Raw genomic sequence first — 12,449 nt, 5'->3', positions numbered from 1 at the left:
GGCCGTCATGCTTATAACATACTTAACACTATGTGAAAAATCTTCTCCTTACGTTGTAATGACTTTAGAGGAAATTGTGTATGAAATACAAAATGGAAATCTGGATTGCTTTGATACTTTAGTTGTGCGTATGCAAAATGGAATGGAAGTTTATATTAGAAAGTATTACTACATTGAACGTGCTATAGTCTATCAGCAATGTTTAATAACATTGTATGAAACTGCACTGAACTATAAAAAAGAGCGCAATGATTCTTTCGAACGCTATTACTATCATATGCTGAAATTCGCGCTATTAAATATGATGAAACAAAATAAAGGTTCACGTGATGTAGAAGAAATCAGTATTGATATGGTGGACCGTTATGATCGCCCGGTTGCTGAACACATTGTCGATGTCAATGCATTAAGGCCAGAAGTTATGAGCGAGTATTATGCATTGACGGACGCACTTACGCCAGCAAACTTAAAACTCAGTCTGCTTGAAAGTAAAGTTTTAGACTATGTACAAGATGGGTTATCCGTCAAAGCGATGGCACTATTAGAAGATGAGTCCATAAAGACGATTCAAAATGCAATTGTAAGACTAAGACGTAAAATCAGAAAACATTTACTGGATGATGGAGACGTTTGACAAAGTTTAAGATAATTTGTATATTTAACTAGGATTATAACAAAACGATGCATAGTATAATAAGTGAATATAAATAAAAATATATCGGATGTTCACGTTCGGTATATTTTTTATCATTCAATAAAATTGGAGGCAAGACCAAATGGAAAATAAAGAAAACTTTTTTCAAGGTGTAGTTTCTGAGATGAAAAAGACGACTTGGCCTACGGGACAAGAAGTTGTAAGAGACACATCAATTGTTGTAGCGACAGTTATCTTCTTTATCATTTTCTTTTTCCTTATCGATATGGGGATTACGGAATTAATTCGATTAATTAAATAAGGAGGCATATTAAATGTCTGAGGAAAGTAAAAAACACTGGTATGCGGTTCATACATACTCAGGATATGAAAATAAAGTAAAAGACAATTTAGAAAAACGTCTTGAATCAATGAACATGCAGGATCAAATTTTTCGTGTAGTAATTCCTGAAGAGGAAGAAACAACGATTAAAGACGGGAAAAAGAAAACGAGTCTCAAAAAGACGTTCCCTGGATATGTCCTTGTAGAACTTGTGATGACAGATGAATCGTGGTATGTCGTACGTAATACTCCAGGAGTTACTGGGTTTGTAGGTTCGGCTGGCGCTGGATCTAAACCAAATCCATTATTACCTGAAGAAGCAAGATTTATCTTGAAATCTATGGGTATGAATGAAAAGACAATCGATGTTGAGATTGAACTTGGTGAACAAGTGCGTGTTACAAGTGGACCGTTCACGAATCAGGTTGGTGAAGTAAAAGAAATCGATGCAGAGAAATATAAATTAACAGTGCTCGTTGATATGTTTGGACGAGAAACACCTGTTGAAGTTGAATTTGACCAGATTGAAAAATTATAATATTCATTTTATAAATAATTGTAAATTTTCACTTGCCAAAATGGGTTTAAAGTGGTAATATTTTATAGTCGTGCAAATGCACGTATATGAGTGGGAGGGTAAATATCATACCCTGTGACCACATCACGATATCAAGGAGGTGCACATCGTGGCTAAAAAAGTAATCAAAGTTGTTAAATTACAAATCCCTGCGGGGAAAGCAAATCCAGCACCACCAGTTGGACCAGCATTAGGTCAAGCGGGTGTAAACATTATGGGATTCTGTAAGGAATTTAACGCACGTACACAAGAACAAGCAGGTTTAATTATTCCGGTTGAAATTTCTGTATTTGAAGACCGTTCATTTACATTTATCACTAAAACACCACCTGCAGCAGTATTACTTAAGAAAGCAGCTAAAATTGAGAAAGGTTCTGGTGAACCTAACAAAAATAAAGTTGCTACAGTAACTGAAGATCAAGTACGTGAAATCGCTGAAGCTAAAATGGAAGATTTAAATGCAGCAAGCGTAGAAGCGGCAATGAGAATTGTTGCTGGTACTGCTCGTAGTATGGGTGTAGAAATTAAATAATAGAATCAAGATTTAAGCAGACGTTAACTCGTCTGCTCTTGCATTGTATATAGCAATGCCCGTGGGAGGAAATTCCGCTAAAACCACTATAAGGAGGAAATGAACAATGGCTAAAAAAGGTAAAAAATATCAAGAAGCCGCTCAAAAAGTTGATAGCACAAAATTCTACTCTGTAGAAGAAGCAATCAAACTTGCGAAAGAAACGAGCACTGTTAACTTTGATGCATCTGTTGAAGTTGCATTCCGTCTAGGAATTGACGTGCGTAAAAACGATCAGCAAATCCGTGGGGCTGTAGTACTTCCAAATGGTACTGGTAAAACTCAACGTGTATTAGTATTTGCTAAAGGTGAAAAATTAAAAGAAGCTGAAGCAGCAGGTGCTGACTTCGTTGGTGATTCAGAATACATCAATAAAATTAACCAAGGATGGTTCGATTTTGATGTTATCGTTGCAACTCCAGATATGATGGGAGAAGTTGGTAAACTTGGTCGTGTACTTGGACCTAAAGGTTTAATGCCAAACCCTAAAACTGGAACAGTTACTATGGATGTAACGAAAGCGGTTCAAGAAATCAAAGCTGGTAAAGTAGAATACCGTGCTGAGAAATCTGGTATCGTTCATGCTGCAATCGGTAAAGTATCATTTGATGCTGATAAATTAGTTGAAAACTTTAACACACTTAAAGATGTTTTAGCTAAAGCTAAACCAGCTTCATCTAAAGGTACTTACTTCAAAACAGTTGCTGTAACAACAACTATGGGCCCTGGTATTAAAATCGACCCATCAGAAGTAAGAAACTAATTTTTAAAAACAATTGACAAGATTCAAGTTTCACGATATAGTGTAATTTGTATTTTATAAATAACCTAAGACAGTAGGGGCGTTAAGCTTAATAATCCTACCGAGGTGAAATTTGACTTGAACATTTCAAGCACTTTTTGCCATGGGTGAAAAGTGCTTTTTTAATACTCTTATTAGAAAAGCACGAAAATCTTAATGGAGGTGTCACAATGAGTACAAAAGCGATCGAAATCAAACAACAAAAAGCTGACGTGATTACTGAACAGTTAAAAAATTCAGTATCAACAATCATCGTTGACTACCGTGGTTTAACAGTTGCGCAAGTAACAGAACTACGTAAACAACTTCGTGAAGCTGGCGTGGAATTCAAAGTATATAAAAACACTTTAGTTCGTCGTTCTGCTGTTGCTGCTGGAATTGAAGGAATTGATGAATTCTTAACAGGTCCAAACGCTATCGCATTCTCAACTGAGGAAGTTGTTGCTCCAGCTAAAATTATCGCTGATTTCGCTAAAGAAAACGAAGCGTTAGAAATTAAAGCTGGTATCATCGAAGGAACTGTAACGTCTGCTGAAGATGTTAAAGCTATTGCATCTTTACCATCAAAAGAAGGACTTATTTCTATGGTTCTTTCAGTATTACAAGCACCAATCCGCAACTTCGCATATGCAGTTAAAGCGGTTGGAGAGCAACAAGGCGGAGAAGAAACTGCTGCTGAAGAAGCGTAAGCTCTTAAAACAAGTTTCATAAAAACTAATTAAAATTTAAATGGAGGAATAAAACATGTCTAACGAAAAAATTATCGAAATGATTAAAGAAATGTCAGTTTTAGAATTAAACGATTTAGTTAAAGCAATCGAAGAAGAATTTGGTGTAACTGCTGCTGCTCCTGTAGCTGTAGCTGGTGCTGCTGGTGGCGAAGGTGCTGCTGCTGAGAAAACTGAATTTGACGTAGAATTAGTATCTGCTGGTTCTTCAAAAATCAAAGTTGTTAAAGCTGTTAAAGAAGCAACTGGTTTAGGATTAAAAGACGCTAAAGACTTAGTTGACAACGCTCCTAAAGTTGTTAAAGAAGCTGTTTCTAAAGACGAAGCTGAAGAATTAAAAGCTAAATTAGAAGAAGCTGGAGCAACTGTAGAAGTTAAATAATTTCTCTTTTGTTTAAAACCCGTTATGTATATAACGGGTTTTTCTTGCTTTATATTAGTATAATTTCAACTGAGCGCGCATTGCGCTGAGTTGAAATAAGTGAGGTGTCAGAGTGAGTCATTATTATAGTGAAGAACAAACGGTAGCAAGTCATGAAAGTACAATCGATTTTAATATGGGGAGTCATAGCTTAAAACTTACGACCGATGCCGGTGTGTTTTCTAAAGGCGGCGTCGATTTCGGATCAAAATTACTTGTACAAACATTTTTGGATGATGCACAACCTGAACGTATTTTAGATGTAGGATGTGGATACGGTACGATGGGATTGATGGTAGCAAATCATTTCCCAGAATCAACAGTACATATGGTGGATGTGAATACGCGTGCGTTAGCTTTATCAGAAAGAAACGCCGTGACAAACAAAATTAATAACGCCATGATTTATAAAAGCGATGGTTTAAATGAAGTAACTGAACAGTTTGATGCAGTTATTACAAACCCGCCTATTCGTGCGGGTAAAGATGTTGTACATCGCATTCTTTCAGATAGTTATAACATATTAGAACATCGAGGTGCACTATATGTTGTAATACAAAAGAAACAAGGGATGCCATCAGCGAGGAAAAAGATGGATGAGGTTTTTGGTAATGTCACAGTGCTTAAGAAAGATAAAGGCTACTATATATTAAAGAGTGTAAAAGGTTGACCTTATACAATCTGTCTGTTATAGTAATAGAATGTAAAATTTTAAATGAATAAGTGTGCACTTTTCTATCTTTTATAGATGTCGGATGAGCAAAAGAAAATGAAAATGGAATGATCTGATTTCCGTTTTCTTTTTGTCTTAACAACGCTATATGAATAAGTGTGCACCACAATTTTTTGAGGGGTGAATCTGTTGACAGGTCAACTTATCCAATACGGAAGACATCGTAAACGTAGAAGTTATGCGAGAATTTCCGAAATTCTAGAACTACCTAACTTAATCGAGATTCAAACGAAATCTTATGATTGGTTCCTAAAAGAAGGTTTAATCGAAATGTTTAAAGACATTTCTCCGATTGAAGACTTCACAGGTAACTTATCATTAGAGTTTGTAGATTACAAATTAGGTGAACCAAAGTACGATTTAGATGAATCGAAAAACCGTGATGCAACTTATGCTGCACCACTTCGTGTTAAGGTTCGTTTAATCATCAAAGAAACAGGTGAAGTGAAAGAACAAGAAGTATTTATGGGTGATTTCCCATTAATGACTGATACAGGTACGTTCGTTATTAACGGTGCCGAACGTGTTATCGTGTCTCAGCTTGTTCGTTCACCGTCAGTTTATTTCAATGACAAAGTAGACAAAAACGGTAAAGTCAGCTTCGGTGCGACTGTAATCCCTAACCGTGGTGCATGGCTTGAATATGAAACTGATGCGAAGGATGTTGTATTTGTACGTATTGATCGTACACGTAAACTTCCAATTACGGTGTTGCTCCGTGCGTTAGGATTTAGTACGGATCAAGAAATTATTGACCTATTAGGTGATAATGAATATTTGCGTAACGCATTAGATAAAGATAACACTGAATCAACAGAAGCTGCATTGCTTGAAATTTATGAACGCTTACGTCCAGGTGAACCACCGACAGTTGAGAATGCTAAGAGTTTATTATACTCTCGCTTCTTTGATCCAAAACGCTATGACTTAGCAAGCGTTGGGCGTTATAAAATGAACAAAAAATTACATTTAAAACATCGTCTATTTAACCAAGTGTTAGCTGAGCCGATTGTGAATACTGAGACAGGTGAAATCGTAGCTGAAGAAGGTACACTATTAGACCGTCGTAATTTAGATCAAATTATGGATGTGCTAGAAAGCAATGCAAACCAAAAAGTTTATGATTTAGATAATGGCTTATTAGATGAACCGATTGAAATTCAGTCCGTTAAAGTTTACGTTCCTGGAGATGAAGAGAAACGTACAACGACAATTATTGGTAATGCTTTCCCAGATGATGAGGTGAAATGTATTACCCCAGCAGATATCTTATCTTCTGTAAGTTACTTCTTTAACTTACTAGCAGGTGTTGGATTTACGGATGATATTGACCACTTAGGTAACCGTCGTTTACGTTCGGTAGGTGAATTGCTACAAAATCAATTCCGTATTGGGTTAAGTCGTATGGAGCGTGTTGTGCGCGAACGTATGAGTTTGCAAGATACTGAATCTGTAACACCACAACAATTAATCAACATCCGCCCTGTAATTGCATCTATCAAAGAATTCTTTGGTAGCTCTCAATTATCTCAGTTCATGGACCAGGCAAATCCATTAGCCGAGCTTACACATAAACGTCGTTTATCTGCATTAGGACCTGGTGGTTTAACAAGAGAACGTGCTGGTATGGAAGTACGTGACGTTCACTATTCTCACTATGGCCGTATGTGTCCGATTGAAACACCTGAGGGCCCAAACATCGGGTTAATCAACTCACTTTCAAGTTATGCGCGCGTAAATGAATTTGGTTTCATTGAAACACCATATAGAAAAGTTGATATCGAGACCAATACAGTAACAAGCCAAATTGACTACTTAACAGCAGATGAAGAAGATGCTTACGTAGTTGCTCAGGCGAATGCGCGTTTAGATGACAATGGTAAGTTCTTAGACGATGAAGTTGTATGTCGTTTCCGTGGAGATAACACAGTCATGGCACGTGAACGTATGGATTACATGGATGTATCGCCGAAACAGGTTGTTTCTGCAGCGACTGCATGTATCCCATTCTTAGAAAACGATGACTCGAACCGTGCATTAATGGGTGCGAACATGCAACGTCAAGCAGTACCTTTAATGAATCCAGAAGCGCCATTTGTTGGTACGGGTATGGAACACGTAGCTGCGCGTGACTCTGGAGCTGCAGTAGTTTCGAAATATAAAGGTCGTGTGGAACACGTAGAAGCACGTCAAATTAAAGTTCGCCGTATTGTTGAAGAAGGCGGAAAAGAAATCGAAACAGATTTAGATGTATACAAATTAGCGAAATTCGCACGTTCAAACTCTGGTACTTGTTACAACCAACGTCCAATCGTTGAAGCTGGTGACATCGTAACGAAAGGTGAAATCTTAGCAGATGGTCCTTCTATGGAACTTGGTGAGATGGCACTTGGACGTAACGTAGTTGTTGGATTTATGACTTGGGATGGTTATAACTATGAGGATGCTGTAATCATGAGCGAACGTCTTGTGAAAGACGACGTATATACTTCTATCCATATTGAAGAATATGAATCAGAAGCGCGTGATACGAAGCTTGGACCTGAAGAAATCACACGTGACATTCCGAACGTTTCAGATAATGCACTGAAAAACTTAGATGATCGTGGTATCATTTTCGTTGGAGCTGAAGTACGTGATGGTGACATCTTAGTTGGTAAAGTAACGCCTAAAGGGGTTACTGAATTAACGGCTGAAGAACGTTTATTACATGCAATCTTCGGTGAAAAAGCGCGTGAAGTACGTGATACTTCATTACGTGTACCACACGGTGCTGATGGTATCGTATTAGACGTTAAAGTCTTCAATCGTGAAGATGGCGACGAGTTACCACCAGGTGTTAACCAATTAGTACGTGTTTACATCGTTCAAAAACGTAAAATTCACGTTGGGGATAAAATGTGTGGACGTCACGGAAATAAAGGGGTTATCTCACGTATCTTACCAGAAGAAGATATGCCATTTATGCCTGACGGAACACCAATCGACATCATGTTAAACCCACTTGGGGTACCTTCTCGTATGAATATCGGACAAGTATTAGAGTTACACTTAGGTATGGCTGCTAAAAACTTAGGTCTGCATGTTGCGTCTCCAGTATTTGATGGAGCGAACGATGAAGATGTTTGGTCAACAATCGAAGAAGCTGGTATGGCACGTGACGGTAAAACAGTACTTTATGATGGACGTACTGGTGAACCATTCGATAACCGTGTATCAGTTGGTGTAATGTACATGCTTAAATTAGCCCACATGGTTGATGATAAGTTACATGCACGTTCAACTGGACCTTACTCACTTGTTACACAACAACCACTTGGTGGTAAAGCGCAATTTGGTGGACAACGTTTTGGTGAGATGGAAGTATGGGCACTTGAAGCTTACGGTGCGGCGTATACTTTACAAGAAATCTTAACGTACAAATCAGATGATACTGTAGGGCGTGTTAAAACTTATGAAGCAATTGTTAAAGGTGAAAACATTCCACGTCCAGGTGTTCCAGAATCATTCCGTGTACTTATGAAAGAGTTACAAAGTTTAGGTTTAGACGTTAAAGTAATGGATAACAAAGATGAAGAAATTGAAATGCGTGATTTAGAAGATGACGATTTCGTTGATTCTAAGATTAATATTGCTAAAGCGCCGATGCCAGAAGCTGAGATCACTGAATAATCACTGTCTCGGAAGAATTAACCGATGATTCGGCCGAGGCTGAATCATCTCTAAATTTCATTATGATATAGAAAAATTTTTAATATACTAAGGAGGTAGGGCTTTGATTGATGTAAATAACTTTCATTACATGAAGATAGGTCTCGCTTCACCTGAAAAAATCCGTTCTTGGAGTTTCGGTGAAGTTAAAAAGCCAGAAACAATTAACTACCGTACATTAAAACCTGAAAGAGATGGTTTATTCTGTGAGAAGATTTTTGGTCCGACAAAAGACTGGGAATGTAGCTGTGGAAAATATAAACGTGTACGTTACAAAGGTATGGTCTGTGACCGTTGTGGCGTTGAAGTAACAAAATCAAAAGTACGTCGCGAACGTATGGGTCACATTGAACTTGCAGCACCAGTATCACATATCTGGTACTTTAAAGGCATTCCATCACGTATGGGATTATTACTAGACATGTCACCACGTTCTTTAGAAGAAGTCATCTACTTTGCTTCTTATGCGGTAATTAATCCAGGGCCAACGGGTCTAGAGAAGAAAACGTTATTATCTGAAAGAGAATATCGTGAATACTATGATAAATTCCCAGGTCAATTTACTGCAAAAATGGGTGCTGAAGCGATTAAAGATTTACTTCTTGATATCGATTTAGATCAAGAGTTGCGTTCATTACGTGAAGAACTAGAATCTGCAACTGGTCAACGTTTAACACGTGCAATTAAACGTCTTGAAGTAGTAGAATCATTCCGTAACTCAGGAAATGATCCTTCATGGATGATTTTAGATGTACTGCCGATTATCCCACCTGAAATTCGTCCGATGGTTCAATTAGATGGTGGACGTTTTGCGACAAGTGACTTGAACGATTTATATCGTCGTGTCATTAACCGTAACAACCGTTTAAAACGTTTATTAGATTTAGGTGCTCCTGGCATCATCGTTCAAAACGAAAAACGTATGTTACAAGAAGCAGTTGATGCGTTAATCGATAATGGTCGTCGTGGCCGTCCGGTTACTGGACCAGGTAACCGCCCATTAAAATCTTTGTCACATATGCTTAAGGGGAAACAAGGTCGTTTCCGTCAAAACTTACTTGGTAAACGTGTAGACTACTCTGGTCGTTCGGTTATCGTAGTAGGACCTAACTTAAAGATGTATCAATGTGGTCTTCCTAAAGAAATGGCACTTGAATTATTTAAGCCATTTGTTATGAAAGAGCTTGTTGAACGTGAAATTGCTACAAACATTAAGAATGCTAAAGGTAAAATTGAGCGCATGGAAGCAGAAGTATGGGATGTGTTAGAAGATGTTATTCGTGAACATCCAGTACTGTTAAACCGTGCACCAACACTTCACCGTTTAGGTATCCAGGCGTTTGAACCAACATTAGTTGAAGGACGTGCAATTCGTCTTCACCCGCTTGTAACAACTGCTTACAATGCCGATTTCGATGGTGACCAAATGGCCGTTCACGTACCTTTATCAAAAGAAGCACAAGCTGAAGCACGTATGTTAATGTTAGCAGCACAAAACATCTTAAACCCGAAAGATGGTAAGCCAGTAGTTACACCATCTCAGGATATGGTACTTGGAAACTATTACTTAACATTAGAGCGTGTAGGTTCTATTGGTGAAGGTAAAATCTTTAAAGACGCAAATGAAGTTATCATGGCTTATGTGAATGGTTATGTTCATTTACATTCAAGAATCGCCGTTTATGCAGGGTCATTTAATAATCCTACATTTACAGACGAACAAAACAAACAGTTATTGTTAACATCTGTTGGTAAAGTAATATTCAATGAAATTATGCCGGAATCTTTCCCATATATTAATGAACCAACTTTATCTAACTTAGAAACAAGAACACCAGACAGATACTTTATCAATGCAACTGATATTACTGAAGAAGGACTTCTCAAATTATTGGATGAAACACCACTTGTTAGACCTTTTAATAAGAAATTCTTAGGTCAGATCATTGCAGAAGTATTTAATAAGTTCCATATAACAGATACTTCAATGATGTTAGATAGAATGAAAGACTTAGGATTTAAGTATTCATCACGTGCAGGTATTACTGTAGGTGTATCTGATATCGTAGTATTACCAGATAAGCAGGAAATTATTGATGCTGCAGAAGAGAAAGTAGATAGAGTTACAAAACAATTCACGCGTGGTTTAATTACTGAGAGTGAACGTTATGCAGCTGTTATCGAAATCTGGACAAAAGCAAAAGATGATATTCAAGCGAAGTTAATGAACTCTTTAGATGACTTAAACCCAATCTTCATGATGAGTGATTCTGGTGCCCGTGGTAACGCATCTAACTTTACGCAGCTAGCAGGTATGCGTGGACTGATGGCCAACCCATCTGGACGAATCATTGAGTTACCAATCAAATCATCATTCCGTGAAGGTTTAACGGTATTAGAATACTTTATCTCGACACATGGTGCCCGTAAAGGTCTTGCCGATACAGCACTTAAAACAGCCGATTCTGGTTACTTAACACGTCGTCTTGTTGACGTGGCACAAGATGTGATTGTTCGTGAACCGGATTGTGGTACAGACCGTGGATTACTTGTATCAGCGATTCGTGAAGGTTCAGAACTTATTGAACCATTTATTGAACGTCTTGAAGGTCGTTATTCAAGAGAGACAGTTAGACACCCAGAAACAAAAGAAATATTAGTCCAATCTAACGAATTAATCACACCTGAAATTGCGAAATCAATTGTTGATGCTGGCATTGAAGAAATGCATATCCGTTCAGCATTTACTTGTAATACACGTCACGGTGTATGTGAAAAATGTTACGGTAAAAACCTTGCAACAGGTGAAAAAGTTGAAGTTGGTGAAGCAGTTGGAACAATTGCTGCACAATCTATCGGTGAACCTGGTACACAACTTACAATGCGTACGTTCCATACAGGTGGGGTAGCCGGTGCCGATATCACTCAAGGTTTACCGCGTATTCAAGAGTTATTCGAAGCGCGTAATCCGAAAGGTCAAGCTGTAATTTCTGAAATTAACGGTGAAATCATCGATATTAATATCGTAAAAGATCGTATGCAAGAAATTAAAGTTAAAGGTGAAAATGAAGTACGTACGTACTTAGCGCCTGGTAACGCAAGACTTAAAGTTGAAATCGGTCAGAAAATCGCGCGTGGAGAAGTAATGACTGAAGGTTCAATTGAGCCTAAAGAGTTACTTGCAATCGCAGGTTTAAATGCAACACAAAGTTACTTACTAAAAGAAGTACAAAAAGTTTACCGTATGCAAGGGGTAGAAATTTCTGATAAACACGTAGAAGTAATGGTACGTCAAATGTTACGTAAAGTACGTATCATCGAAGCAGGAGACACTTCATTACTTCCTGGTGCATTAGTAGATATCCATACATTTACAGATGCAAACAGAAAAGTGTTTAAAGAAAGAAAACACCCAGCAACAGCGAAGCCAGTATTACTTGGTATTACGAAAGCTTCTCTTGAGACAGAAAGTTTCTTATCAGCAGCTTCATTCCAGGAAACAACACGTGTGTTAACGGATGCTGCAATTAAAGGTAAGCGAGATGACTTACTTGGACTTAAAGAGAACGTTATTATCGGTAAATTGATTCCAGCTGGTACAGGTATGAGACGTTACAGAGACGTTGAATATGATAAGGTTGTAGCAGAAACTGAAGAAACAACTGTTAATAATTAAGTGAAAGAAGACGAGACATTGAAGTGCACCCCTAAAGTTGAACCTTAAAATTCAACTTTAGGGGTGTTTATTTTGAATAAAAAGCATGATCTTGATTTTAAATTAAAACTAATCAAAGAATATAAAGAAGGAAATATTGGTTATGATTCATTAAGTAACAAATATGATATCGATCCTTCACAACTAAAAACATGGACTTACCAATTTGATACCTTCGGTATTGACGGTCTTATATCCAGTATGACCAGAAAGA

At 37.7% G+C, this 12,449-nt stretch carries 11 protein-coding genes and 1 other annotated feature; all 11 genes read left to right on the top strand.

Annotated features, from left to right (window positions below):
- The first annotated feature begins 7 nt into the window (after positions 1-7).
- Positions 8-634, top strand: a complete 627-nt coding sequence (locus ACZ2V4_RS10865; protein WP_219493307.1) for a hypothetical protein — start codon at positions 8-10, stop codon at positions 632-634.
- Positions 635-776: 142 nt separating this feature from the next.
- Positions 777-956 (top strand): preprotein translocase subunit SecE, encoded by a 180-nt coding sequence (secE, locus tag ACZ2V4_RS10860; protein WP_086039301.1) that lies wholly within the window; start codon positions 777-779, stop codon positions 954-956.
- Between the two features lie 13 nt (positions 957-969).
- A complete protein-coding gene (nusG, locus tag ACZ2V4_RS10855; protein ID WP_086043520.1) occupies positions 970-1,515 on the top strand; it encodes a transcription termination/antitermination protein NusG in 546 nt (181 codons plus the stop codon).
- A gap of 148 nt (positions 1,516-1,663) precedes the next feature.
- Positions 1,664-2,086, top strand: a complete 423-nt coding sequence (gene rplK, locus ACZ2V4_RS10850) for a 50S ribosomal protein L11 (protein WP_041636217.1) — start codon at positions 1,664-1,666, stop codon at positions 2,084-2,086.
- A gap of 106 nt (positions 2,087-2,192) precedes the next feature.
- Positions 2,193-2,888 (top strand): 50S ribosomal protein L1, encoded by a 696-nt coding sequence (gene rplA, locus ACZ2V4_RS10845; protein ID WP_015912369.1) that lies wholly within the window; start codon positions 2,193-2,195, stop codon positions 2,886-2,888.
- A gap of 46 nt (positions 2,889-2,934) precedes the next feature.
- Positions 2,935-3,060: a sequence feature (ribosomal protein L10 leader region), on the top strand.
- Between the two features lie 37 nt (positions 3,061-3,097).
- Complete coding sequence (rplJ, locus tag ACZ2V4_RS10840) at positions 3,098-3,616, top strand: 50S ribosomal protein L10 (RefSeq protein ID WP_419895175.1); 519 nt, start codon at positions 3,098-3,100, stop codon at positions 3,614-3,616.
- 55 nt (positions 3,617-3,671) lie between these two features.
- Positions 3,672-4,037 carry a 50S ribosomal protein L7/L12 gene (gene rplL / locus ACZ2V4_RS10835; RefSeq protein WP_015912367.1) on the top strand — a complete coding sequence of 122 codons (366 nt, stop codon included), beginning with the start codon at positions 3,672-3,674 and terminating at the stop codon, positions 4,035-4,037.
- 112 nt (positions 4,038-4,149) lie between these two features.
- Complete coding sequence (locus tag ACZ2V4_RS10830; protein ID WP_419956624.1) at positions 4,150-4,746, top strand: class I SAM-dependent methyltransferase; 597 nt, start codon at positions 4,150-4,152, stop codon at positions 4,744-4,746.
- Positions 4,747-4,938: 192 nt separating this feature from the next.
- A complete protein-coding gene (gene rpoB, locus ACZ2V4_RS10825; RefSeq protein ID WP_219493303.1) occupies positions 4,939-8,481 on the top strand; it encodes a DNA-directed RNA polymerase subunit beta in 3,543 nt (1,180 codons plus the stop codon).
- A gap of 103 nt (positions 8,482-8,584) precedes the next feature.
- Entirely contained in the window at positions 8,585-12,196 is a 3,612-nt protein-coding gene (gene rpoC / locus ACZ2V4_RS10820) for a DNA-directed RNA polymerase subunit beta' (RefSeq protein WP_419895174.1), read from the top strand.
- Positions 12,197-12,259: 63 nt separating this feature from the next.
- On the top strand, positions 12,260-12,449 hold a 190-nt coding region (locus ACZ2V4_RS10815), incomplete at its 3' end, for a transposase (protein ID WP_490514866.1).

This window comes from Macrococcus sp. CoH-51_TC_04, assembly GCF_058188655.1.
Note: the sequence above shows the minus strand (reverse complement) of the source record. Positions and strands in the feature narration are given on the sequence as shown.

Excerpts from the sequence above, each read along its gene's own strand:
- secE (WP_086039301.1), top strand. The coding sequence starts at position 777 with ATGGAAAATAAAGAAAACTTTTTTCAAGGTGTAGTTTCTGAGATGAAA.
- rplL (WP_015912367.1), top strand. The coding sequence starts at position 3,672 with ATGTCTAACGAAAAAATTATCGAAATGATTAAAGAAATGTCAGTTTTA.
- rplA (WP_015912369.1), top strand. The coding sequence starts at position 2,193 with ATGGCTAAAAAAGGTAAAAAATATCAAGAAGCCGCTCAAAAAGTTGAT.
- ACZ2V4_RS10865 (WP_219493307.1), top strand. The coding sequence starts at position 8 with ATGCTTATAACATACTTAACACTATGTGAAAAATCTTCTCCTTACGTT.
- rplJ (WP_419895175.1), top strand. The coding sequence starts at position 3,098 with ATGAGTACAAAAGCGATCGAAATCAAACAACAAAAAGCTGACGTGATT.
- nusG (WP_086043520.1), top strand. The coding sequence starts at position 970 with ATGTCTGAGGAAAGTAAAAAACACTGGTATGCGGTTCATACATACTCA.